At 33.9% G+C, this 23,493-nt stretch carries 24 protein-coding genes, 1 pseudogene and 1 riboswitch; of the genes and pseudogenes, 7 read left to right on the top strand and 18 right to left on the bottom strand.

Annotation, left to right across the window (positions count from 1 at the left end; all coding sequences use genetic code 11):
* Positions 1-120: 120 nt before the first annotated feature.
* Positions 121-1,092, top strand: a complete 972-nt coding sequence (locus CN925_RS19980) for a DMT family transporter (protein ID WP_098848556.1) — start codon at positions 121-123, stop codon at positions 1,090-1,092.
* Positions 1,093-1,498: 406 nt separating this feature from the next.
* The gene (locus CN925_RS19970) at positions 1,499-1,912 is read left to right on the top strand and encodes a hypothetical protein (protein WP_098848554.1); all 414 of its coding nucleotides are present in this window, start codon (positions 1,499-1,501) and stop codon (positions 1,910-1,912) included.
* Between the two features lie 105 nt (positions 1,913-2,017).
* Here CN925_RS19970 and CN925_RS19965 read toward each other — a convergent pair whose 3' ends face one another.
* The 6 genes from CN925_RS19965 to CN925_RS19945 form a co-directional block, all read right to left on the bottom strand.
* The gene (locus CN925_RS19965) at positions 2,018-3,532 is read right to left on the bottom strand and encodes a flavin monoamine oxidase family protein (RefSeq protein ID WP_098848553.1); all 1,515 of its coding nucleotides are present in this window, start codon (positions 3,530-3,532) and stop codon (positions 2,018-2,020) included.
* A 138-nt stretch (positions 3,533-3,670) separates the two neighbouring features.
* Positions 3,671-3,811 (bottom strand): lmo0937 family membrane protein, encoded by a 141-nt coding sequence (locus CN925_RS21105; RefSeq protein ID WP_216600079.1) that lies wholly within the window; start codon positions 3,809-3,811, stop codon positions 3,671-3,673.
* A gap of 171 nt (positions 3,812-3,982) precedes the next feature.
* On the bottom strand, positions 3,983-4,804 hold the full coding sequence (gene nadE / locus CN925_RS19960; protein ID WP_098848552.1) for an ammonia-dependent NAD(+) synthetase: 822 nt from the start codon (positions 4,802-4,804) through the stop codon (positions 3,983-3,985).
* Positions 4,801-5,430, bottom strand: a complete 630-nt coding sequence (gene nadD, locus CN925_RS19955) for a nicotinate (nicotinamide) nucleotide adenylyltransferase (RefSeq protein ID WP_098848551.1) — start codon at positions 5,428-5,430, stop codon at positions 4,801-4,803. The genes nadE and nadD overlap by 4 nt, the downstream gene beginning before the upstream one ends.
* Positions 5,423-6,892 (bottom strand): nicotinate phosphoribosyltransferase, encoded by a 1,470-nt coding sequence (locus CN925_RS19950; protein ID WP_098848550.1) that lies wholly within the window; start codon positions 6,890-6,892, stop codon positions 5,423-5,425. Before CN925_RS19950 ends, nadD begins: the two co-directional genes overlap by 8 nt.
* Entirely contained in the window at positions 6,889-7,440 is a 552-nt protein-coding gene (locus CN925_RS19945) for a cysteine hydrolase family protein (protein ID WP_098848549.1), read from the bottom strand. The genes CN925_RS19950 and CN925_RS19945 overlap by 4 nt, the downstream gene beginning before the upstream one ends.
* 266 nt (positions 7,441-7,706) lie before the next feature.
* On the opposite strand from CN925_RS19945, the gene CN925_RS19940 reads away from it, so the two are divergent.
* From CN925_RS19940 to CN925_RS19930, 3 genes and pseudogenes are all read left to right on the top strand, one after another.
* Positions 7,707-8,159 (top strand): GNAT family N-acetyltransferase, encoded by a 453-nt coding sequence (locus CN925_RS19940; protein ID WP_098848548.1) that lies wholly within the window; start codon positions 7,707-7,709, stop codon positions 8,157-8,159.
* A gap of 86 nt (positions 8,160-8,245) precedes the next feature.
* Positions 8,246-8,461, top strand: a pseudogene (locus tag CN925_RS19935) (RtcB family protein); the annotation flags it as partial.
* Between the two features lie 284 nt (positions 8,462-8,745).
* Positions 8,746-9,705, top strand: coding sequence for an RtcB family protein (locus CN925_RS19930; protein WP_098848546.1), 960 nt, complete (start codon positions 8,746-8,748; stop codon positions 9,703-9,705).
* A 253-nt stretch (positions 9,706-9,958) separates the two neighbouring features.
* Here the strand turns inward: CN925_RS19930 and CN925_RS19925 are convergent, their stop codons facing one another.
* The gene (locus tag CN925_RS19925; RefSeq protein ID WP_098848545.1) at positions 9,959-10,519 is read right to left on the bottom strand and encodes a DEAD/DEAH box helicase family protein; all 561 of its coding nucleotides are present in this window, start codon (positions 10,517-10,519) and stop codon (positions 9,959-9,961) included.
* Between the two features lie 341 nt (positions 10,520-10,860).
* On the opposite strand from CN925_RS19925, the gene CN925_RS19920 reads away from it, so the two are divergent.
* Positions 10,861-12,213, top strand: a complete 1,353-nt coding sequence (locus CN925_RS19920) for an Nramp family divalent metal transporter (RefSeq protein WP_098848544.1) — start codon at positions 10,861-10,863, stop codon at positions 12,211-12,213.
* Between the two features lie 148 nt (positions 12,214-12,361).
* On the opposite strand, the gene CN925_RS19915 is transcribed toward CN925_RS19920, so the two are convergent.
* From CN925_RS19915 to pdxR, 8 genes are all read right to left on the bottom strand, one after another.
* On the bottom strand, positions 12,362-13,237 hold the full coding sequence (locus tag CN925_RS19915) for an alpha/beta fold hydrolase (RefSeq protein WP_098848543.1): 876 nt from the start codon (positions 13,235-13,237) through the stop codon (positions 12,362-12,364).
* A 169-nt stretch (positions 13,238-13,406) separates the two neighbouring features.
* Positions 13,407-14,597, bottom strand: a complete 1,191-nt coding sequence (locus CN925_RS19910) for a M20 family metallopeptidase (RefSeq protein WP_098848542.1) — start codon at positions 14,595-14,597, stop codon at positions 13,407-13,409.
* Positions 14,598-14,643: 46 nt separating this feature from the next.
* Positions 14,644-15,492, bottom strand: a complete 849-nt coding sequence (locus CN925_RS19905) for a MetQ/NlpA family ABC transporter substrate-binding protein (protein WP_098848541.1) — start codon at positions 15,490-15,492, stop codon at positions 14,644-14,646.
* Positions 15,489-16,157 (bottom strand): methionine ABC transporter permease, encoded by a 669-nt coding sequence (locus CN925_RS19900; protein WP_098848540.1) that lies wholly within the window; start codon positions 16,155-16,157, stop codon positions 15,489-15,491. Before CN925_RS19900 ends, CN925_RS19905 begins: the two co-directional genes overlap by 4 nt.
* Positions 16,147-17,163 carry a methionine ABC transporter ATP-binding protein gene (locus CN925_RS19895; RefSeq protein WP_098848539.1) on the bottom strand — a complete coding sequence of 339 codons (1,017 nt, stop codon included), beginning with the start codon at positions 17,161-17,163 and terminating at the stop codon, positions 16,147-16,149. The genes CN925_RS19900 and CN925_RS19895 overlap by 11 nt, the downstream gene beginning before the upstream one ends.
* A 175-nt stretch (positions 17,164-17,338) precedes the next feature.
* Positions 17,339-17,456: riboswitch (SAM riboswitch) on the bottom strand.
* A gap of 292 nt (positions 17,457-17,748) precedes the next feature.
* A complete protein-coding gene (locus CN925_RS19890) occupies positions 17,749-18,183 on the bottom strand; it encodes a hypothetical protein (protein WP_098848538.1) in 435 nt (144 codons plus the stop codon).
* A 5-nt stretch (positions 18,184-18,188) separates the two neighbouring features.
* Positions 18,189-18,539, bottom strand: coding sequence for an ASCH domain-containing protein (locus CN925_RS19885; RefSeq protein WP_098848537.1), 351 nt, complete (start codon positions 18,537-18,539; stop codon positions 18,189-18,191).
* A 158-nt stretch (positions 18,540-18,697) separates the two neighbouring features.
* Positions 18,698-20,104 (bottom strand): MocR-like pyridoxine biosynthesis transcription factor PdxR, encoded by a 1,407-nt coding sequence (gene pdxR / locus CN925_RS19880; protein ID WP_098848536.1) that lies wholly within the window; start codon positions 20,102-20,104, stop codon positions 18,698-18,700.
* Positions 20,105-20,223: 119 nt separating this feature from the next.
* Between pdxR and CN925_RS19875 the strand changes: the two genes are divergently transcribed.
* Positions 20,224-21,156, top strand: coding sequence for a DMT family transporter (locus CN925_RS19875; RefSeq protein ID WP_098848535.1), 933 nt, complete (start codon positions 20,224-20,226; stop codon positions 21,154-21,156).
* 93 nt (positions 21,157-21,249) lie between these two features.
* Here CN925_RS19875 and CN925_RS19870 read toward each other — a convergent pair whose 3' ends face one another.
* The 3 genes from CN925_RS19870 to CN925_RS19860 all read right to left on the bottom strand — a co-directional run bounded on the left by CN925_RS19870 (position 21,250) and on the right by CN925_RS19860 (position 23,480).
* Positions 21,250-22,041, bottom strand: a complete 792-nt coding sequence (locus tag CN925_RS19870) for a sulfite exporter TauE/SafE family protein (protein ID WP_098848534.1) — start codon at positions 22,039-22,041, stop codon at positions 21,250-21,252.
* Between the two features lie 62 nt (positions 22,042-22,103).
* Positions 22,104-22,331 (bottom strand): sulfurtransferase TusA family protein, encoded by a 228-nt coding sequence (locus CN925_RS19865; RefSeq protein WP_098848533.1) that lies wholly within the window; start codon positions 22,329-22,331, stop codon positions 22,104-22,106.
* 21 nt (positions 22,332-22,352) lie between these two features.
* The gene (locus CN925_RS19860) at positions 22,353-23,480 is read right to left on the bottom strand and encodes an MBL fold metallo-hydrolase (protein ID WP_098848532.1); all 1,128 of its coding nucleotides are present in this window, start codon (positions 23,478-23,480) and stop codon (positions 22,353-22,355) included.
* Positions 23,481-23,493: the final 13 nt, after the last annotated feature.

Below are 23,493 nucleotides of genomic sequence, written 5' to 3'. Positions count from 1 at the left end.
GAGATAAACTTCCTCATAGAAGGTTCATGAGGAAGTAAAAAGGCCAGATGCGGAGATCTACTTCCTCATAAAGTGTCCATGGGGAAATTAAAAGACAAGAAGAATTATAGAGGTGGTAATATGCGCCCGATACTATTAGGAATATTAGCGGCATTGTTCTTTTCAATTACATTTATTTTAAACCGCTCGATGGAATTATCTGGTGGGAGTTGGATTTGGAGTGCATCCTTAAGATACTTTTTTATGGTACCTTTTTTATTAATCATCGTAATTACTAGAAGAAATTTGTATGATTTATTGATAGAAATGAAAGGGAAATTAAAAAGTTGGGTTATATGGTCAACCGTTGGATTCGGTTTGTTTTATGCACCAATCTGTCTAGCAGCGGTTTATTCTCCTGGATGGCTTATAGCTAGTTCATGGCAGATAACAATTTTATCTGGGTCACTTTTAGCACCATTTTTCTTTATTTCAATTCAAACATCAAATGGAACTCGGAAGGTACGTGGAAAAATTCCTTTTAAAGGATTAGGAATGTCTTTACTAATCATATTTGGTATTTTGTTAATGCAAGTTGAGTTAGCAACAAAAATAGCTATTTCAACGGTTTTAACAGGTATTTTGCCAGTTATTATTGCCTCATTTGCATACCCACTAGGTAATCGGAAAATGATGGAATTATGTGATGGAAAGCTAGATGTATATCAACGCGTTTTAGGAATGACTTTAGCAAGTTTACCATTTTGGATCATCCTATCAATCTATGGCTTGTATACAATAGGACTACCAAGTCAAAGTCAAGTATCACAATCCTTAATTGTAGCGATCTCATCAGGAGTAATTGCTACTGTATTATTTTTTCGAGCTACCGACTTAGTAAGGGGAAATATGCAAAAATTAGGAGCAGTAGAGGCAACTCAATCAATGGAAGTACTGTTTGCAGTAATTGGTGAGATGATCTTTTTATCATCGGCATCTCCTTCAATTATTTCTTGGATCGGAATGATTATTATCATGATTGGTATGATCTTACACAGCTACCTATCACAGAGAGGAAAGTCCGTACAAGAAAAGGAAACTGTTAATTTATGAATAGTAAATCAGTGGAATTTCAGTTTGAATACTGAGATTGTAGGAAGAGGTAATTTAATATGTATAAAGAATTCAATGAATCTCTTGTATTAGATAATAATAAGAATTCGATCTCGATCTTAACACCAAAAGATTTTAGTTTTAAAAAATGCCAAGTATTTTTAGCCCGATCTAATAATGAGGTACTCCATCAAGTTAATGGGGAAAATTTTTTAAAACTTATTTATGGAGATCATTATTATCTTAAATAAGGAATAGTAAGCAAATAAAAATTTTAAAAGGAAGCCAATTCTACAAAGGAATTTCAGTTTAATAATAGAATAGTATTAGTGCCTAAAAAATTACTTTTACATTCTTGTTTAATCATGACAAAATATAAATAAGAAAAATTGAAGAGGACGGGACTATGATTAAATTTTTTAAACGATTATTTAGGAAAGAAAAAACAAATCAAGTTACATTGCCATTAAAAGAAACTCGTTCCCTTTCAAAAGTGGAAATCGAATATATTATTAGTGAGTTTACTGATAAACAGAATAAATTAATAGAAGATATGAAAAAAAAATCAGTTAATACTGACGATATTGAGTTTTATGAACTAATCACAAATAGGATCACGAATAATTTAAAGTACAGAATACCATTTTTAGAAATTGAGTTAATTTATTTAAATAATGTATTAAGGGGAAAGAAAATAAAATCAATAAAATATAAATTGTTTCATCAAGTCAAGGATACTGAAACGACAGAAATAACAGATATGGTTATCAATCAAGGATACTCATTCGTTCCATCAGTAGGTTATTTAAAAATTGGATGATATCATAATAAAGTCCCACAAGATTATGTACCTTGTGGGTTTTTTTTTGTTTTACTAGAAATAAAATCATCTTTACAAAAAGTTCAGGTTAGAAATCTGAACCTGTCACGATTCCATTTGATCATTTGTAACATCATTCACAGTCGCGGTTGATTTGGGTAGATCGTTAACTTCATAAGCAACTCTTATTCCAGATTCGATTGCTCCTTGAATCCAACCTGGTGCTGTAGAAGTGTGATCACCCGCAAAATGGATTAGTCCCTCGGGAGTTGAAATATATGGAGCAATTTCAGTCTGCTGGTCAGGTTTGAAAATAGCAAAAGCTCCACCTGAAAAAGGATTTTCTGACCAACTAAAAGTATTACCAGTCATAAATTCATTATATATTTCTTTACCGTATATCTTTGATAAATCTTCCAGCGCATTCTCTATTTGTTCTTTTTCAGATAAGCTATCCCAAATTGATGCGTTATCTTCCCATGTATAGCTTGCTAATATGACACCTGGGCCATCTGAACCAACGGATTGACTCGGGAAATAGGAATAACGAACAGGGAGATCAGAAATCATTTTTCCTCCAATAAAACCCTCTTTCTCCCAAAATCTAGTTTTAAATTGTAAACCAATTTTAGTCGAAGGAACATAATGTAATTGTCGAATTGCTTTATATTTGTTATAAGTAAACAAATCACGTGGAATGATTTCAACGAAGTTTAGTAATGAAAAAGGTATAGTAATGATGGCTAAGTCTCCAGTTACAGAATATGCCTGTGAGGTTTGTGTATCCACTGTATGAATCGTGACAGAAGAGTCGTGTTGTTCAATTTTTTTCATTTTTTGATGATAATAAATATTTTCTTTTAGCTCTGGTAGGAATGAATAGGGTAAGTGATCATTTCCACCTTTAATTTCATAAAACTTTAGTCCAGGCGTAAATAGGATCATTACTTCTCGAAGTAAGGCAGTGAATGAAAGTTCAGGGAAGCCTTCCATCCCAAGCATAACCTTAATCATATCAATGGCTCCAACTGATAATGTTCTGCCATATGGATTATATTTCAAATAGTACTCCATCGAAAAACGATCAAGTAATTTAATAACGATTTCCCAATTCTTCTTTGGATTCTTTTTTATGAAATCAGTTACTGGTTGCATGGCGTATTGAGCCAAATATTCAGCAGTTTTACCTTTTTCAGATGGTGATGTTGGGAAGTTGAGAATGTCTGGATTTTCTTCATAAAGCTTTTGAATAGTTCTTACATTGTTTACGAAAATAATATCATTTGGGGTGCTATTAATGAATTCTTCTAAAGGAAGGTTAAATTTTTTAATATACTCTAAAACAAGCAAGTGAATAGAAGGGATTCTCATAGCACCATTTTCCATATACTGTCCTGCAAAAAAATTACGATTAGTAAAAATACGACCACCAATCCGATCATTTCCTTCGAGAATAGTTACCTCATGTCCTGCTCCTTTTAAAAGTGAAGCAGCTACTAAACCTGATATCCCAGCACCAACAATAATAATATTTTTAGGTTCAAATGTTTTTGGTAGTCCTGTACGAATTGTTTGAAGCATTTGTTCCATTGATATAGGGGGCTCCATACTAACAGTCATAATTTCGCTCCTCTATTGTTTATGACATTCATAGAAGTTTATTCAAAAATAGAGGAATATAGAAGAGTAATATGGCATAAAAAAAGAGCTTGAAAAACAAGCTCTCAGTTTTTAGAAAAAGTAATCTCTATAAATTTGCTACTTTTTACGTCTAAATAGGTTCACGATAAATACAATAATTGCAATAATTAAAAGAATATGAATTAGTCCGCCTGCGATATGGAAAGTAAAAAAACCTAGTACCCATAAGATTAAAAGAATAAAAAATAAAATCCACATAATATGAACATTCCTTTCTTAATGACTGTACTATTACCTTGTCCAATTTTTACTTTCATATCCATTTATTGCGTTCAATTCAAAAATCAAAAAGCTACCAAAATTGGTAGCTTTTTAGTGTCCTGAAAATATTAACCGATTTCAGACTGAGTGGTTGGCGGGCGATCTGTATTAAAATTTATCAAAGACAGTGTATGGCATTTGTCTCTTATGTCTTGATTTATTAAACCATGATTCGATTTTTGCTTGAGCGTCACGATTAATTTCTTTACCTTCTAAATAATCATCGATTTCATCATATGTAACACCTAGAGCAACTTCATCTGCTAATTGTGGGCGATCTTCTTCAAGGTCAGCTGTTGGAACTTTTTCATATAGCTTAGGTGGGCAATTTAGTTCTTTAAGCAGCATCTTTCCTTGACGTTTATTTAGACGGAAAATTGGACAAAGATCTGACCCACCATCGCCATATTTAGTGTAGAAGCCAGTAACAGCCTCAGCGGAATGGTCAGTGCCTAATACAACACACCCATTCATAGCAGCAATGCTATATTGAGCTTTCATTCTTTCACGTGCCTTTTCATTACCTTTTGCAAAGTCAGTCAGGTCAACGCCAATAGCTTTTAATGTATTAACACTTGCATCTACAGCCGCTTTAATATTCACTGTGTAAGTCTTAGTTGGTTGGATAAACTTTAACGCTTCCTGGCAGTCATCTTCGTCCATTTGAACGCCATATGGTAATCGAATTGCGATAAATACATATTCTTTTTCTGATTGCTCATTATTTAATTCATCTATAGCTATTTGTGCAAGTTTACCCGTTAAAGTTGAATCTTGACCACCTGAAATACCTAATACAAATCCATTTAAAAAAGGATGTTTTTTAAGATAGTTTTTTAGGAAATCAACACTTATTCTTATTTCCTCTTTAGGATCGATAACTGGCTTTACTTTCATTTCTTCGATGATTTCTTTTTGTAAACTGTTCAATCTTCATTCTCCTTTTGATACAGATTATATTTTTTTATATAAGCGTAGCAATCTTCTGGCAATAAATATCTAGGCTCGCCGCCTTTAGCAAATTCTTCTCGGATATATGTTGAACTTATCTCCATCGCTAATCCTTTATCAATCAGATGAAATCTTGAACCGTTATCATTATTTCTTAATAAGGGAGAACGAGAGATCGTCTTTAACATATCAATTCCATCACGGGCCATTACAATGAATTTATTTTCGGAAACTAATTGATCACCGTATTTCCATTTTCCTTCTGCAATGTCTTCTAGGAGATCAGCACCCATTATGAAATACACTTCATCTTCACTATATTTAGCTTTAAAATGGTTCATTGTATAGTAGGTGAATACTTCCCAAGCCTCTTTATTCATTTCATAATCGTCTGCAATAAACTTTGAGTTGTTTTGAATTGCCAATTTTAACATATTCCAACGATGTTCATCAGTATTATGTAATTGTTTATCTCTTCTTTTTGAAGAGCAAGGTAAAAAGATAACTTTGTCTAATTGACAACGATGAGCAATCGTACTTGCAGTCCATAAATGAACGTTTGTAATCGGATCAAATGAACTGCCATAAATCCCTATTTTAGCCATTTTTCATTTCCTCTGTTTTCTTTATAGCTTCTGCTATTTTTTCCATTTTGTTATCCCAACATTTTTGACTTAAGTCTACAGGATATTCTTCAGGGTTTAATGCTCGCTTGTATTCTTCCCAAAGTACACTTAAGTTGTTTTCAGCAAAATCTTGAATATCTTTAATCGCAGGCAATTTGTAGACTAATTCACCTTTTGTAAAGATTTGGTGATGAAGTTCTCTAGCTTCAAAATTAGTTACAAACTTACTGATGTATGGATGTACCGGGTGGAATAACTTTATTTTTTCCTCAGACCCTGGATCTTCATCTTCAAGGGCAATATAATCAGCCTCAGCGTGATGGTTAACTGTATTAATTATTCGATACAATTTCTTTAATCCAGGAGTTGTTACTTTTTCAGGATTTTGAGAAATTTTTATTGTATCAATCATTTTCCCAGTTTCATCTTCAATACTGACTAATTTATAAACTGCTCCCAGAGCCGGTTGATCATATGCTGTAATAAGCTTTGTTCCGATTCCCCAAGAATCAATTTTTGCTCCTTGTGCTTTTAAATTTAAAATTGTATATTCATCTAAATCATTCGAAGCAACAATTTTTGTATTTACGAAACCAGCTTCATCGAGCATTTTTCTTGCTTCTTTCGATAAATAGGCTAGATCACCACTATCAAGTCGGATTGCTGCAAAGTTAATTTTATCACCAAGTTCATTGGCGACTTTGATTGCATTAGGTACTCCGCTTTTTAATGTATCGTATGTATCAACAAGGAATGTACAGTTGTAATGACGATCTGCATATTTTTTGAAAGCGATGTATTCATCTCGATATGCTTGCACAAGCGCATGAGCATGTGTACCTGAAACAGGAATGTTAAATAATTTACCAGCACGAACATTACTTGTCGCATGGAATCCACCAATATAAGCAGCCCTTGCTCCCCAAATGGCAGCATCAAATTCTTGAGCACGTCTTGTTCCAAATTCCATTAACGTATCATTACCAACGATATGTTTAATTCTCGATGCTTTCGTAGCGATTAATGTTTGATAATTGACAATGTTTAATAAAGCAGTTTCAATTAATTGTGCCTCTAATAGCGGAGCCTCAACTCTTAAAATTGGCTCATTGCCAAATACTAATTCGCCTTCTTGAATTGCTCGCACTGATCCTGTGAATTTTACATTAGACAGGAATTGAATAAACTCATCTTTATAACCTAGTTCCTCTTTTAAATAGTCAAGATCTGAACTACTAAATTTAAAATTTTGCAAATAACTGATTATTTTTTCTAACCCCGCAAAGATTGCATATCCATTTCCAAATGGGAGTTTACGAAAATAAAGTTCAAAAATAGCGTTTTTATTGTGAATATTGTCTCCCCAGTAAGTTTCAGCCATATTAATTTGATAAAGATCTGTATGAAGTGCAAGGCTATCATCTTGAAAGTTATAGTTCATCTTATTTCCGCCCCTAAAGTATTTTTAAAATGACTTAATGCCCATTCATGCCCAGCTGCATTAAAACTTGCTACAGCCTTTTGATGAACGACTATTTTATAACCTTTATTATAAGCATCGACTGCGGTATGTAATACACAAATATCAGTGCAAACTCCTATTAAATGAAGTTCGTTAATGCCTCTTTCATTTAGTTTAATCTCAAGGTCTGTTCCAGCAAAAGCAGAGTATCGAGATTTATCAATCCAAGAAACCGCTGAATTGCTTTTTGTCAAATTGTATAAATCCATTAATCCACCATATAAATCTCTTCCTTTAGTATGTCTAATATTATGAGGTGGAAATAATTTTGTTTCGGGATGGAACGGATCATTCTCATCATGGACGTCTACTGCAAATACAACATAATCTTGATTTTCAATAAAATGTTTAGTTATTTGAAGAATACTTTGTTCAATATCTTGTGCAGGTTTACCACAAGTTAATGAACCAGCATCTGCTACAAAGTCATTCGTATAATCAATAATAATGAGTGCTTTTTTATCCATTTATGAATCACCCCAACTGTAAGAATGTTAATTTCTTCACATAATAGCAAAAATTAAATTTGTTTTTCATCTTCAATATTATTATAAGTTAATCCATATGAAAACCTAAATCTTGGAAATTTAGTAGATGATTTTTTATATTATTAACTTTACAATTTAAAATTACTATTTTTTGTAGATATTGTAACCTAGTTTCGATTAAAGGAAATTTCTGAAATGTACCGAACTAACTAATAGATTAATGAATAGTTTGAAGAGGTGACATGATGGAAGTCGTTCGCGCAAAATCAGAGCATATTTTTGATGTGGCAAATTTATTTGATCAGTACAGAATGTTCTATAAACAAGAAAGTAATTTAAACGGAGCGATTGACTTTATAACGGAACGAATCAATAACAAAGATTCAGTTATTTTCCTTGTGAAAGAGGAAGATCAATCTATAGGATTTACACAGTTATATCCTTCATTTTCATCGGTATCAATGAAAAAGTTATGGATTTTAAATGATTTATATGTAACCGAGACAGCAAGGCAAAAAGGAGTAGCTCAATTGTTGTTAAATGCAGCAAAGAAATTTGCAATCGAGTCGAAAGCAAAAGCATTAGATTTACAAACAGCGATTGATAATAAATCTGCACAAGCTTTGTATGAAAAAAATGGCTATCAAGTTGATAAAGAATTTCTTTCGTATTCTTTAAATTTAGAAAATCTAAAGTAAATCGTCAAAAAAGAACTATTACCAAATGCTTTGAAATAGTTTAATAAAGTTAGACCATAAAAAAACTAAATTAAAGGAGAACAAGAATGCTTACAGTTAAAGGCTCATTTAATGAAGCCAAAATATTTACAGATAATGTGGATCAAGGAGCAATTGGGCAAATTATTGAATTATGTAATCAAGAGTTCGCAAAACGTTCTAAAATTAGAATTATGCCTGATACTCACGCAGGAAAGGGATGTACGATTGGGACGACAATGACGATTCAAGATAAAATCGTTCCAAATCTCGTTGGGGTTAACGAAATCGGCTCCAACGTAAAAAAACTCGCTCAATTGCTGGAAACCCTAACGTGAAATATAGTCGAGGGCAATCAGCAGCCAGAGGTTATGGTGACATAGTCAAATGGTTCAGAGACTTGCACGTTGTTAGCAGACGATTGTGCAGAATTATTCTACTTACTAATAATAGATGGAATAATTAACACGGCGAGCCTACATGAGGAGCTGCATACTCCGATAATTGTAGAGAAGGTATAGTCCACTCTCTAAGAAATTAGAGGTTAAAGTACGATATTGGTTGTGGAATGGAAACAATAAGAGTTTCACAAAAAGAAATCGATTTTCAAAAGTTAGATGCAGTCATTCGTAAACATGTTCCATCAGGGTTTTCAATTCGAAATAATAAACACGAATTTGTGAAGAAAGTTGACTTTTCGAAGCTATATTGTTTTAAAGAACTAAATGAAACAAGAACAAAACTTAGCTTAGGATCGCTTGGTGGCGGAAATCATTTTATAGAATGCAATGCTGATGAAGACGGGAATATTTATTTTGTTATTCACTCTGGTAGCCGAAATTTAGGTAAAGTTGTAGCGGAGTTTTATCAGAAAAAGGCGTATGAATTGTTAAAGAGTCAGGCAGAAAATCGTTCAAAAGTCATTCAGCAATTAAGGGATGAGGGCCGTGAGAAAGAAATTGAGGCAGCATTAAAAAAACTACCTTCACAATATATTCCAAAGGATTTAGCTTATTTAGAAGGAGTTTGGTTTGATCGATATATGCATGACATGGCAATTGCACAAGAATATGCTTTATGGAACCGCAAAGCAATGATGGATGAAATCGTAAGGAATATGGATTTAACGGTTGTTGAACAATTTACGACCGTTCATAATTATATTGATATCGAAAATATGATTCTTCGTAAAGGAGCGATTTCTGCTCAAAAAGGTGAGAAAGTATTGATTCCAATCAACATGCGTGATGGTAGTTTGATTGCAGTCGGAAAAGGAAATCCAGACTGGAATTATTCAGCTCCTCATGGTGCAGGTCGAATTCTCAGTCGTTCAAAAGCAAAAGCAACTCTTTCACTAGATGAGTTTAAAGAAACAATGAAGGATGTTTGGAGTACTTCAATTTTAGAGAGTACGCTTGACGAAAGTCCGATGGCTTATAAGGAAATGAAAGAAATCATTGAAAATACTAAAGATGCGATCGAAGTCATAAAAATCATTAAACCACTTTATAATTTTAAGGCAAATTAAATCGATTAGATAACAAACTGAAGCCACCTATAGGGTGGCTTCAGACTGTTGAAATAAAACATTGTCAATATAGAACAACAAAAGTCTAAGTATTATTTAAGCAAAAATCTTAAAGGTTCTACTCATAACAGTTTCATAGGGAAGTAAAACAGCAAAAAACAGAAAGTTCCTTACTCATGACAGGTTTCAGTGGAAATCAACCAAAAATTAGCATAGTTGACAAGCTCATTTTTCAACACTCTAAATCTATTCCTTACAAAGCAAATCTTTCTTTTATTAATAAAGCTACTTCCTCTGCACTCATATCTGTGTTATTTATTCTTAGATAATTTTCCTTCTGAATCTCCCCTTCTATCGAATTTAATCTGAATTTTTCCATTGTCTTCATTAAATCGTTTTCAGACCATTCAATATCTCTTTTTGTTGGTTTATGCTCTAATCTGTGCGGAGTTTTATTCCGGATAATTCTCTCATCTAGGTCTGCTTCTAGTTCAACAAAATAAGTTGTTGCTCCTTTTGACTCAAATATGGTACAAACTTTCTCTACATAATCCCAATCAGATTTTTGATCGAAAGCCCAAACTAAAGTAAAAATAATACCGTATAAGTCACTTTTGGATACCTCTTCAAATATTTCATTCCGAAATAAATTAACTAATCTACTACCTTCCTTAGTTCCATAATCAAAAAATTTACTAACCAAATCGATTGTCATGTGATTATGGAATAATTTTAAATCAGTTATCTTTTCTAATTCATGTCCTACAGTCATTTTCCCCACAGCTTGAGGACCGAATACTAATACAAACTTCATGATTCACTCTCCCAAATAGATTAATTTTTTATAAGTTTCTATATAAATAACCGAATTTTTTGACTAGTATATCACACTTGGAAACAATTAACTCGATAATAATCTACAGCATATTTAAAAAGCAGAACGATCTGAGTGAGTTGCATAAGAAATAGGAAAAAAGCAAAAACAAAGAAAAGGAAAATATTCTATGTATATTATCTGTTAACTAAAAATTTACGAAGTTATCAAAAATTTTTTATTACATTTGGGAACTATTGTGTTAAAATCAGCATATAATTTAAAAACTTTCCCTAGGGAAAAACTATTTGATGTGTACAATAAAACAGGTGGTGGGAAACATGTCACAAGAATCACAAGAAAAAGTCATATATAAAGAAGCCGGCTGGAGACAGGAACATTCACAACCTAGTTTGCAAGAGGTTCATCGTTCGTTACCTATTCCAAAAAAAGCTAGTAATTTCCGTAAATTTCTGGCATTTGCAGGCCCAGGATACTTAGTTGCAGTTGGATATATGGATCCTGGAAACTGGGCTACTTCCATAGCGGGTGGATCTGCTTTTAATTACACTTTGTTATCTGTCATTTTAATTTCAAATATAATGGCCATAATACTACAATCTTTAGCTGCTAAATTAGGTATAGTAACAGGAAGAGATCTGGCTCAAGCATGTCGAGACCACTTCAGTAAACCCGTATCATTCGTTCTTTGGATACTTTGTGAAGCTGCAATTGCTGCATGTGATTTAGCTGAATTAATAGGGTCAGCCATCGCTTTAAATCTATTATTTGGGATTCCGTTGTTTTATGGAATTTGTTTGACAACTTTAGATATATTACTTGTTTTACTTCTACAAAATAAAGGATTTAGGTATATCGAAGCTTTTGTCATTTCATTAATTATATTAATAACAGGTAGTTTTATTTTTGAGTTGATTATGTCTCAACCTGATGTAAAAGCTGTATTTGGTGGATTTATTCCAAGTTCTCAAGTTATTACAGATCCAAAAATGCTTTATATTTCTTTAGGAATTTTAGGGGCAACTGTTATGCCTCATAACTTATATCTTCACTCTTCAATCGTTCAAACTAGAAAATTTGAAGAATCTGATGCTGGTAAAAAAGAAGCAATTAAATTTGCTACAATAGACTCAACAGTTGCATTAATGATTGCATTGTTTGTAAATGCAGCAATTTTAATATTAGCTGCTTCGACTTTCTACAAATCGGGCAATACAAATGTTGCATCAATTGAAGATGCGTTCCAGCTTCTTACTCCATTATTAGGAACGACTTTAGCAAGTACATTTTTCGGATTGGCATTATTGGCTTCCGGTCAAAATTCTACTTTAACAGGTACGCTAGCTGGGCAAATTGTAATGGAAGGCTTTTTAAATATTAAGCTTAAACCTTGGTTAAGAAGATTAATTACTCGTTTAATTGCCGTGACACCAGCACTGATCGTCACTTATTTATACGGTGCAAAAGGAACTGCAGATTTATTAATACTAAGTCAGGTAATCCTATCTTTACAGTTATCTTTCGCGGTTATACCACTAGTCATGTTCACTAGCGATGCTAAAAAAATGGGTAAATTCGTTAATAAAACTTGGCTGAAATCAGTGGCTTGGACAATTGCTTCAATTATTGCCGTATTAAATGCATACTTACTTTGGGCAACATTCTTTCAATAATAATTAAAACAAAAAAAGATTGAACAGATGTTTGAAGTACATTTGTTCAATCTTTTTTTACTTTCTCTTTAAAAGAAAATTTGCTTTTAGATTTTCTTCTTGAACTGCAAATATGGAACAGCTCACAATTTAAATAGTCCGCATAAACCTAAACTTCTTTTAAAAATTTATCAATAATTGAAATTTGCTCATTTGTATTTAAAGCAGGTGCATGACCAACTTTAGGTATTGTTTCCATTTGAAACTTCTGCGTTTCCTTCATTTTTAATGCTACATCCAGTGGCAAGACGTCCGAAACTTCTCCTCGAATGAGTAAAATCTTGGACTGAATAGCCTTCCAATAATCCCATAACGTTAAATCTTCAGTATGTTGAAATTGTAATGCAATTTTAGGATCATAATCCGGGCTAATTCCACCCTCATCTCTTCTACGGCAAGAATTTTGGGTAAAATCATTCCATTCTTCTTCGCTTGAAACACCAAATGAATGATAAATTAACTTATAGTAATTCTTCAATTCAGTAAATGTTTTAAATTGTGGTGGTGTACCGACATAGCTAATAATTCGCTTAATTCCTTCTATATCTTGTGGTTGATTTTCTGAAGCTCCTGCCCCAATATCATTTAATACTAAATGGGAAATACGGCTTAGATGGTTCGGCGTACCAGCAAGTCGCATTCCAATTGCTCCTCCCATCGAAGTACCTACCCAACGAACTTGTTCAATTTCTAAACGATCTAATAGACCAATCGCTATATTTACATAGTTTTCAAAACAGTAATCTTGCTCAGGAGAAGTACTCCACTGACTTAATCCTCGCCCAATCGTATCTGGGCAAATTACATGGTAATCCTTAGCCAAATGACGAGCTAAAATATCAAAATCCCTTCCATTCCTAGTTAAACCATGCCAACAAACAACGGTTGGATTTTTTCTTTCTCCCCATTCTGTAAAATGAAGCTCCATACCATTAATCGATTCAAACCGAGATTCAGGATAAAAAATATCAATCACTCCATTCATTATAGTGTCCACTTTATGTAATATTCGATTTTTATAAAAATATCCCTATAAAAATAATAGAGAAAAAATGAAACGATTTGGGTTGATTTAAATAATTTGTATGATCTATTAAACAAAAAACGGCCAAAAAGATGGTAATTCCGCCCATCTTTCTGACCGTTTTAGTTAATTATTTTTCTGCCTGTTGAAATTCATTTTGAACCTTTTCCATAAGGTTTTTGTCGGTAATTAAACGATAGCCCGTTAGAGCCAATGCTTTTGCCCCCTTTATTAATGCATGATCACCACGTGGCGATCTTGCAGCTTCACGGAATTCATTCGTATGAGCAATTAAATCATCAGGTCCAATTTTAATATATGCGTGTGAAGTCGGAACAACATGGCTTACGTTTCCGGCGTCAGTAGATCCTAGACCACCGCTTTTACCATGTACTACTTCACCCAATAGGCTTAGTTCTTCACCTACAATCTCATCAAGAGATTGATTGATAATAAAATCATGGACTTCATTTTGGAATCTTTCAATTTTCACTGTACTACCTGTTGCAAGCGCTGCTCCTTCGGCAATATTACGAATCTTTGTAGATACTTCTTCCGTACGTTTCCAAGTACTAGCACGGATGAAAAATCTCGCTGAAGCATACTCAGGAATAATATTCGGTGCATCGCCTCCATGAGTGATAATTCCATGTATACGAACATCAGTAGGAAGCTGCTGGCGTAGGGCATTAATTCCATTGAATAACTGGATAACTGCATCTAAGGCATTAATTCCATGTTCTGGTGACCCAGCTGCATGGGCTGCTCTTCCATAAAAATGGAAGTCTAAGGGATCCACTGCCAATGATGGGGTTGACAAACCTGTTTTACCACTTGGGTGGAGCATAAGAGCTGCATCAACACCTTCTAGTAATCCATTTTTTACAAAACTCCCCTTTGCACTTCCGTTTGGTCCACCTTCTTCTGCAGGTGTTCCAAATATAACAACCTCTCCTCCGGTCTCAGAAATAACTTCAGCAAGTGCGATTCCTGCTGCTACACTCGTTGTTCCAATAATATTATGTCCGCATGCATGACCAAGACCAGGTAATGCATCGTATTCTGCTAAAAAAGCGATGGTTGGGCCTTGCTTAGATGACTTTTTCCTTGCTACAAAGCCTGTTTCATGTCCTGCAATATTACGCGTTACATCGAATCCAGCTTCTACTAGAATTTTAGTATGTGTTTCTGATGCAAAAAATTCTTGATTGCCAATTTCAGGTTTCTCATGAATTTTGTGGCTAATTTCAAGATAAACATCCTTTGATTCCTCAATACTTTTTACAATTTGTTCTCTTTGCGTTTCAACTTGGACTGTCATTTAAACTTTTCTCCCTTCCACTCTTTTATATAAGCATAAACTAGCTTTATAGATTTTTAATTTTATCAATTGAAATGACTACCGGAACCGTAGCACCTTTGTCACGTTTAATAATGTAATCATGAACTTCTTTTGATTGATATGCTTTTACAATCTTTGAAAAATCCTTGTCATTTTTATTCTTCGTACGAGATGCAATAACATTGATATACGGCATAGCTGCTTTATCATTTGGATCTTCTTTATAAAGTGGATCCTTTGCAGGGTCTAGGCCCGCTTGAACAGCGAATCCATTGTTAATGATCGCTGCTGCCACATCATCCAATGATCTAGCTGTTTGCCCTGCAGCAACCGGTTGGATTTTCAGATGCTTAGGATTGTCTTTAATTTGTTCAATACTTCCTTTAGGATCAAAATTATCTACTAAACTAATTAACTTTGAAGATTGTAATAGTTTAAGTGCACGGCCTGCGTTCGTAACATCATTTGGTATCGTAATAGTTGCTCCATCTGGGATATCACTTAGCTTCTTAAATTTATGTGAGTAAATCCCCATTGGCGCAATCACCGTCGAGCCAATTGCAGAAATATCTAAATTATGATCTGCTTTAAATTGATTCATATAAGTAATCGTTTGAAAAGAATTTAAATCAAGACTGCCGTCATTAAGTGCTGTGTTCGGCTGAACATAATCTGAAAATGATATAATTTTCAATTTTATGCCTTCACTTTTTACTTGTTTTTGTACAATATTCCAAAGTTCATAGTCATCACCGTTAATACCAATCTTAACTGTTCTTTCCTTTCCATTACCTGATGATGATTTAGAACCACATGCTGATAATACCGAAACTGTTAATAATAATGCTGCAAAAATAGTAAAAAACTTTTTCATCCTCTTTTCCTCCTTACATATCTTGACCACGTATTTCCTAAGCTTTGTATGATTTGCACGATCAGTACTAGTAATACAACAGTGATGATAATAACCAATGTTTCAAAGCGCTGATAACCATATGTAATAGCTAAGTCACCTAATCCTCCAGCACCAACAGCCCCTGCTGCAGCAGTCGATCCAATCAATCCAATCGTTGCTGTTGTAAATGAAAGAATCAACGATGGAATCGCCTCTGGTAAAATAAACTTCACGATGATTTGAAACTTCGTTGCTCCCATTGAATAGGCTGTCTCCAACACTCCCTTATCCACTTCTAGCATGGAGTTCTCAATCAATCTTGCCAAATAAGGTCCCACAAAGATCGAAAGCGGAACAATTGCTGCTACTACGCCAATTGATGTCCCCGTCAATAATCTAGTAAATGGTATAATGGCAACTAGCAAAATAATAAATGGTACAGATCGAACAATATTAATAATGGTATTTAACAAAGTAAATAAAGGTTTATTTTCCATTATATGACCTGGCCTTGTTACTACTAGGATAATTCCTAAAGGCAATCCTATGATTGTGCCAAAAATAAATGATCCTAGCACAGTTAGAAATGTATCTTGAGTTGCCTGCAAAAACTGTGGCCAAAAGAATTCCCAATTAAGCTCCATTTAATTCAACCTCCCTTACATCGATCCCCTTCTCTGAAATAAATTTAATCGCTTTTGAGCTTTCCTCTTTTGTTCCCTCTAATGCTACAAGTAAATTTCCATATGGCCTTTCTTGTAGCTCTGTAATCGACCCATAAAGAATATTTAAATGAATATCGAATTTTTTTAGAACCTCTGATAATAATGGATTGGCTGCCTTTTCACCTAGAAAGACTAATTGATAATATTTCCCCTTTGATAATGTTTTCGATAGCTTAGACGGCACCTCATTTTGTAATACAGTGTTAACAAAATTCTTTGTAATACCTTTTTTTGGATTCGTAAAGACATCGTATACATTACCTTCTTCGACAATTTCTCCATTATCAATGACGGCCACTTTATCACATAAATCACGAATTACACTCATTTCATGGGTAATAAGGAAAATTGTAAGATTATAAGATTTATTAACCTTCCTTAAAAGCTCTAATACATTCTTTGTTGTTTCAGGGTCTAATGCAGACGTAGCTTCATCACATAACAAAAGATCTGGGTCTGTTACGAGTGCCCTTGCTATTCCCACTCTTTGCTTTTGTCCCCCCGATAAATGTCCCGGATATACATCCTGCTTCCCCGTAAGTCCAACAAATTCAATTAATTCCATTACTTTTTCCTGAACGTCCCGTTTCTTCTTACCTTCAAGGTATAACGGCATTGCTATATTATCAAATACCGTTTTAGCTGAAAGTAGATTAAAATGCTGGAATACGACACCAATTTTTCTACGTGTCTTACGTAACTCTTCATCATTTAATGTCATCAGATTCAATCCATCAATTAAAACTGATCCTTCTGTTGGCTCTTCAAGTCTATTTAAACAACGAATTAGTGTACTTTTTCCCGCTCCGGAAAATCCAATGATTCCATAAATCTCCCCTTTCTCGGTTTTCATATTAATATTATTTAAAGCTTTAATAGGCGGTCTTCCAGGATAAACCTTAGAGACATTTTTAATCTCAATCAAATTACTTCCTCCAATGCAAGTTATTCTAATCACTATATCTTAGTAAACAGATTTGAAAACTAGGTTTTATATCTATGTTTCACCCTTTTTCTTCTATGGCTCTACAACAAAAAACCCCTCTTCTTATCCAATAAGACAGATAAGAAGAGGGGTTAAAATATATAAGCCACTTTACTTCTTATCTTTCAAATCGCTTGAACGATTTGCAGGAATTAGCACGGTATTTGTTACGAAATAACAAACCCGTTGCCGAGGTATCGTAGGGCCAGTCCCTCCACCTCTCTGGATAAGTAATAGAATTTATTAAGTTTTTAAATGATTGAGTTCATGTTATATCTCTTTTTGTAATACGTCAAGAATTTTTTTAAAAATTTGTTAGAAAAAATTGTGTTTGATAATAGCATCTTCTTTACAAAGTGTGTTTGATATAGGAGTTATGTCATTCGTTTTTATAAAAAGAAACCTATTTTACAGTCCGTTTGAAATAGGTCTAAATACTTATTTTTATTTCATTTTAATAAAGAGCAAAAAAGCAGACAATGTCCCTTGAATAAAAAAGAACCTGTCTGCTTAATTGAATTGTGCCTACCATAATGTAGGCTTTACTACCATAAACCATAACATAACCATTAAAAGAGCGATATAAATCCAGATTGAACGACGAAGCAAGTGAATCAACAATTTCTTGTCTTGATTTAGTTCACTAAATTTTTTAATCGTTGGTGAAAAAGCTCTAGCTAGAAAAAATAATGAACTCACCAAAAGAAGAATAGTCATCACGATCCAAGAGGTCTTCCACGACCAATGGCCTACTAGTACCAACAAGACCCCCGATCCAACCAGCACATGCCCAGCATGCTTTGCCAATCTGACAGCAAACCGGAATACATCCAAATAGCTCTGTTGTATCGCGGACTGTGTGGTATGCAGCTTTTTTAGTATCGGAATCAATACAAAAAAAGGACCAATCGATAAAATTACACTAGCAATATGTATGTAAAGAAGCAGTCTATACAGCATAGATATTAATCTTGAATGAGACGAAACTCATGAACCCATACCCTCATTTTTGGCAACCAAGGCATTCCAGGATGGATTGATAGAATCGATTGCTTATACTCTTCTACAGTCGGATAGCCTTCTTGCTTAGCATCCTCATCTGTCAATTCACCTAAGGCTTGAGAATATACTTTTTCAACAACATACTGTTGATTTTGAAGAGTCATTACTTCCCCAACATCTGCATATCTCCCGTTACGGCGAGTAGCTGTTTTTTCTCCTGCCAATACTTTTTCGATATCCTCTTTAAGCGTAACAAGGCGCTCAATCGTACATGTTTTTGGCGGTAAAGCGCTAGTTTCATTTTGATTTGTCATATAAACCATTCTCCATTTCAACTTAATTTTATAGTAAATGCTATTAAAAAAACGACTAATTCCATTTTAAATAAATTAGTACAAAATTAGCAAATTTTATTTATGAATAATGCAATAAGTAGCAAACAACAAAGCCTTTAATGTTGACCGACTATCCATCACTTTTTATATTTTGTGAACCATGCAGTAAATAATAATCGAATTGCCTCTTCAATCTCCGTCTCAGATAAAATAGCAAATCCAAGTAAAACTGTATTTTTTGGAATGTTCCCTTCGCTATAATACATTGAAACTGGATATACTTTTATACTATTATCAGCTGCTCTTTTTATTAATTCTTCTTCTAACATTCCATTATAAACCTTTAATAAAATATGTAAGCCAGAATCTTCTCCGATCACCTTCACTTTATTGGAAAAGTACCTTTCGATCGCCGAGACAAGTACATCTCTCTTTTTCCGATATACAACTCTCATTTTATGAATATGCTTTTCCCAATGACCTTCGTTTAAAAATTTTCGGATAATCTCTTGATCGATTCTTGAAACACTTTGCGTGTAAAATAAATAGTTTGATTGATACAATTTGATAAGCTGTTCTGATAATACCATATAGCTCATTCGTAATGAAGGGAGTAAAGCTTTAGAAAATGTGCCCATATATATTACGTGTCCTTCTGTATCAAGCCCTTGCAATGCTGGAATTGGTTTTCCAGAGTAACGAAATTCACTATCATAATCATCTTCAATAATATAGCGTCCATACTCCTCTTGTGCCCATTGTAAAAGTTGTACCCTTCTTTTAATTGGCATAATCATTCCACAAGGAAATTGATGGGATGGGGTAACAAACATAACATTCGCATTGCTAGATTCTAAAGCTGTAATCGAGATCCCCTCCTCATCAAGTGGGATCATTTGAACATTGTCTTTTCCCTTTTCAAAGACAACCAACTTTTGATGATACCCTGGGTTTTCAACTGCAAAACGCTTTCCCTTTAGTAACTGAAACAATATTTTTATTAAAAATTGTGTTCCGGCTCCTATTACAATTTGACTCGCTTGGCAATTAACCCCTCTTGATTCATATAAATATTTCGCAATCTCTTCACGCAGACAGAATTCACCTTGAGGGTGGCCAAGAAATAAAAGGTCCTTATTTTCTAGTTGCCATACTTCATTTGAGATTTTTCTATAAACAGAGAAGGGAAATGTCTTTGCATCTACCCCCGTTTGAGTAAAGTCATATTTATATACTTTTTCTCTGTATAATACTTCCTTAACGACTTCTCCTTTTTTTGCTGTATGTATTATTTGCTCAATTTCACATACAAAATACCCCTTTCGTGGAACCGATTCAATATACCCTTCTGCCAGGAGTTGTTCATATGCTGATTCTACTGTATTTTTACTTACTTCCAAATGCATAGCTAACTTTCTTTTTGCTGGAAGCTTAGTCATTGGAGAGATTTTTCCACTTCTTATTTCGGCTTTTATATACTCATATAACTGTACATACAATGGTATTTTGCTTTCTACATTCAAATTTGGTGTTAAATCTATCATGAAATCTGACCCCTTAAAGAAACGATTTCCTGACACTACATATAGTACCAGAGTTTATTTATAATTTCTTTTATCATGTAAATCTATAAAAATCAATCTTTGAAAGGAGCAACATGATCATGCAAAACAACAGACGTCTTGGACTATTTATGATTCTTACAGGAGCTACTTTATGGGGCTTATCGGGTCCATTAATTCAGTGGCTTTTCAAGCATACGACAATGTCATCGATCGACTATTTAGTAATCCGCCTCTTAATTGCTGGAATCTTTATTTTATCTTCCTTGCTTTTAAGGAAACAAAATATATTTCGTATTTGGCAAAGCCCACGTCATCTCTCAAAACTGATCGTTTTCTCTATTATTGGGATGCTAGGCGCACAATATGTCTTTATCGAGACGGTTCATATTAGCAATGCGGTTACAGCTACTCTTTTCCAATTTTTAGGACCAGTTCTAATTACTATTTTTGTTGCAATACAACATAAAAAACTGCCTTCTACTCTCCAAGTGATAGCAATTGGATCAGCACTGATTGGAACATACTTTATTATTACAAATGGTTCAACCCAAAATATTGTCATGTCTAAGGAAACTATTTTATTCGGACTATTAACAGCTATTGGTTTTACTTTCTACACCCTTCAACCTGCTTCCCTAATTCAACAATGGGGGACGACTTTAATAATTGGCTGGGGTATGTTAATCGGAGGTATCGCATTATTTATTTACAATCATTCTTTTGAATGGAAACAACTTTCACAAACGTTTACTTTATCAACATTCTCAATGCTGATTTTAATTATAATAATTGGTACGGTTTCCTTTCTTCTCTACATCGGTAGTCTAAACTATTTATCAGCAACAGAGACTAGTATTTTATCTAGCATTGAACCACTTGTAGCGACAATTGTTTCGATTTTATGGTTAAAGGAATCCTTTGGAATCTACCAGTTAGTAGGCGGAGTATGTATAATTGTAGCTGTTATTTTCCTAACAATGCCGGAAAAAGTAGCAAAATCCACTTTTACAACTGAACAAATAGAATATTAAATAAAGTTATTATTTTACGATTAGACTGATTTTAGCACACAAAAAAACAGAAAAACTTAGATAAGTTTTTCTGTTTTTACTATTAATTCAAATTCAACTTAACCAAGATTTAAAAATCGTAATCCAAATCTTCAATGCGGTAAAACCAATTAATACTGCTAGAATCCCTCGTAAAACCTGCGTTTTTGTTTTTTTCCCTATATTTGCACCGATTGGTGAGGAGATTAAACTTGCTATAACAACAATAATTGTAGGCAAAATTTCAACCTGACCAGTAGAGATTTTTCCAATCGTTACGCCTATTGAAGAAATAAATGTTATGGCTAATGAGGAAGCGATTGTCACACGAGTTGGTATTTTTAAGATCGTTAACATGATTGGTACTAAAAGAAATGCCCCTCCAGCTCCAACAATACCTGCACTAGTTCCTACGATAAATGCCAAAACTGCCGCAAGCCATATATTAATTGAAATTTGACCATCTGCTGACATCTCGACATTTTTTCTAGGAATAAACATTAAAACAACCGCAATCATCGCTAAAATTCCGTAAACAAGATTAATTCCATGTTCAGAAAGTAGATTTGAGCCAAATCCACCAAGAAAACTTCCGATTAGGACACTTATTCCCATACTCAATATTACTTTTTTGTTTAAATAACCGCTTTTACGATAGCTTAGTACTCCACCTAAAGTTGCAAATACTACTTGGACGGCACTTATACCTGAAACTTGATGTGGGGTGAAAGCAGCAAATCCTACTAATGGAGGAATAAATAAAAGCATTGGATAATTTATAATCGCTCCACCAATCCCTACCATACCTGAAATAAAGGACCCAAAAAATCCAACTAAGAAAAGTACTAAAATTAAGGTCCATTCCAATTTAAGTCCCCCTATAATAGAAAAGGAGATGGACTCTCCTTTTTCATCTTAAACTATTTAACTTATCCCTTTTTAATCCAAAATTTTAAAACATTGTCTTCTTCGGTATACTCTAATAATTCATGTCCACCTGATTTAGCCCAAGCTGCAAGATCGTTTTTAGCTCCTTTATCAGTAACATGAATTTCTAATACTTCGCCTGCTTCAATTTCTGCCATAGCTTTTCTTGTTTTTACAATTGGCATTGGACATGCTAAGCCTTTTGCATCTAATAATTTTGTAGCTTCCATTCTATTCTCCTCCAAGTCTCATTATCGTACTGCACAGCGATTTGGACCAATTTCCATTTCTCTCTGTTTTTCTTCATTTAAACTAATTTTCCCCATATTCGCTTCTCGGATTTCTTTATATGAGTTTGGTTGTGGTGGTAAGTTCTCAGTTACTAACTTTCTAAATTCACTTTCATTTTTAATGTTCAATCCATGATTCTGATTAAATAAATAGCCTAGTTTTTTATAAACACTACCATCTTCGTTCAATTCACTAATCATCATAAAGTGAGATGGAAGCACGACTAATTCAAGTGATAAGTTTCGGTATTTTTTATAAAGTGTTTCGCGTAAATCTCCCACCCAATCCTCTGCCATTCCTGCAAGATCTGGTCTTCCAATTGAATCGATAAATAAAATATCCCCAGAAAGTAAGAACTTTTCATCAATAACAAATGAAGTTGATCCGATTGTATGTCCTGGTGAATAAAAAGCCTCAAGCACGATTGCTGTTTTACCAATCATTACCTTATTGCCATCTTCTAATGGACTATATTCAAAAGTGACCTCTTTAGCGTCCTTTGGCGGTAACCAGTATGTTGCACCCGTAATCTCAGCAATTTTTCTTCCACCTGAAATATGGTCTGCATGAAGGTGAGTATCAAATACATGAGTGATTTTCGCGTTCCTCTCATTGGCAAAATCGATGTAGATATCCGTCATCCGAGTCGAATCAATAATCGCAGCCTCATGATTTGAGATCACCATGTAAGATAAACATCCCTTACCGATTCTGACAAATTGATATAACTCTCCACCATTATCCAAATCTGCAATTTTTACTGGTTCTAAATATTCACTCCACTCTTTTATTCCGCCTTTAAGGTAAGCTACGTCTAGTCCCGCATCTGAAAGCATCTCTGCAATCATGATGGATGATCCTTCTTTAGCACACACAACTAAAACATCTGTATTTGTAGGAATTTTATCTAAGATGTCTTCAACCCCATCAAGTAAATCAAAATAAGGTATATTTAAATGTTCAAAATTTGAACCTTCTATTTTCCAATCATTATAATCGTCAGTATTTCTGACATCTAAAATAAATAGTGCTTCTTTATCAAACACTTTTTTTGTAATCTCTTTTGCAGACATTGATGTGACCGCCATTTTCAATACCCCC

The organism is Bacillus sp. AFS055030 (assembly GCF_002574545.1).
In the GTDB taxonomy this organism is placed as follows: domain Bacteria; phylum Bacillota; class Bacilli; order Bacillales; family Bacillaceae_G; genus Gottfriedia.
This window is presented reverse-complemented; position numbering and strand designations above follow the sequence as displayed.

Excerpts from the sequence above, each read along its gene's own strand:
- CN925_RS19980 (WP_098848556.1), top strand. The coding sequence starts at position 121 with ATGCGCCCGATACTATTAGGAATATTAGCGGCATTGTTCTTTTCAATT.
- CN925_RS19970 (WP_098848554.1), top strand. The coding sequence starts at position 1,499 with ATGATTAAATTTTTTAAACGATTATTTAGGAAAGAAAAAACAAATCAA.
- CN925_RS19965 (WP_098848553.1), bottom strand. The coding sequence starts at position 3,532 with ATGACTGTTAGTATGGAGCCCCCTATATCAATGGAACAAATGCTTCAA.
- CN925_RS21105 (WP_216600079.1), bottom strand. The coding sequence starts at position 3,811 with ATGTGGATTTTATTTTTTATTCTTTTAATCTTATGGGTACTAGGTTTT.
- nadD (WP_098848551.1), bottom strand. The coding sequence starts at position 5,430 with ATGGCTAAAATAGGGATTTATGGCAGTTCATTTGATCCGATTACAAAC.
- CN925_RS19950 (WP_098848550.1), bottom strand. The coding sequence starts at position 6,892 with ATGAACTATAACTTTCAAGATGATAGCCTTGCACTTCATACAGATCTT.
- CN925_RS19945 (WP_098848549.1), bottom strand. The coding sequence starts at position 7,440 with ATGGATAAAAAAGCACTCATTATTATTGATTATACGAATGACTTTGTA.
- CN925_RS19940 (WP_098848548.1), top strand. The coding sequence starts at position 7,707 with ATGGAAGTCGTTCGCGCAAAATCAGAGCATATTTTTGATGTGGCAAAT.
- CN925_RS19930 (WP_098848546.1), top strand. The coding sequence starts at position 8,746 with ATGGAAACAATAAGAGTTTCACAAAAAGAAATCGATTTTCAAAAGTTA.
- CN925_RS19925 (WP_098848545.1), bottom strand. The coding sequence starts at position 10,519 with ATGAAGTTTGTATTAGTATTCGGTCCTCAAGCTGTGGGGAAAATGACT.
- CN925_RS19920 (WP_098848544.1), top strand. The coding sequence starts at position 10,861 with ATGTCACAAGAATCACAAGAAAAAGTCATATATAAAGAAGCCGGCTGG.
- CN925_RS19915 (WP_098848543.1), bottom strand. The coding sequence starts at position 13,237 with ATGAATGGAGTGATTGATATTTTTTATCCTGAATCTCGGTTTGAATCG.
- CN925_RS19910 (WP_098848542.1), bottom strand. The coding sequence starts at position 14,597 with ATGACAGTCCAAGTTGAAACGCAAAGAGAACAAATTGTAAAAAGTATT.
- CN925_RS19905 (WP_098848541.1), bottom strand. The coding sequence starts at position 15,492 with ATGAAAAAGTTTTTTACTATTTTTGCAGCATTATTATTAACAGTTTCG.
- CN925_RS19900 (WP_098848540.1), bottom strand. The coding sequence starts at position 16,157 with ATGGAGCTTAATTGGGAATTCTTTTGGCCACAGTTTTTGCAGGCAACT.
- CN925_RS19890 (WP_098848538.1), bottom strand. The coding sequence starts at position 18,183 with ATGCTGTATAGACTGCTTCTTTACATACATATTGCTAGTGTAATTTTA.
- CN925_RS19885 (WP_098848537.1), bottom strand. The coding sequence starts at position 18,539 with ATGACAAATCAAAATGAAACTAGCGCTTTACCGCCAAAAACATGTACG.
- pdxR (WP_098848536.1), bottom strand. The coding sequence starts at position 20,104 with ATGATAGATTTAACACCAAATTTGAATGTAGAAAGCAAAATACCATTG.
- CN925_RS19875 (WP_098848535.1), top strand. The coding sequence starts at position 20,224 with ATGCAAAACAACAGACGTCTTGGACTATTTATGATTCTTACAGGAGCT.
- CN925_RS19865 (WP_098848533.1), bottom strand. The coding sequence starts at position 22,331 with ATGGAAGCTACAAAATTATTAGATGCAAAAGGCTTAGCATGTCCAATG.
- CN925_RS19860 (WP_098848532.1), bottom strand. The coding sequence starts at position 23,480 with ATGGCGGTCACATCAATGTCTGCAAAAGAGATTACAAAAAAAGTGTTT.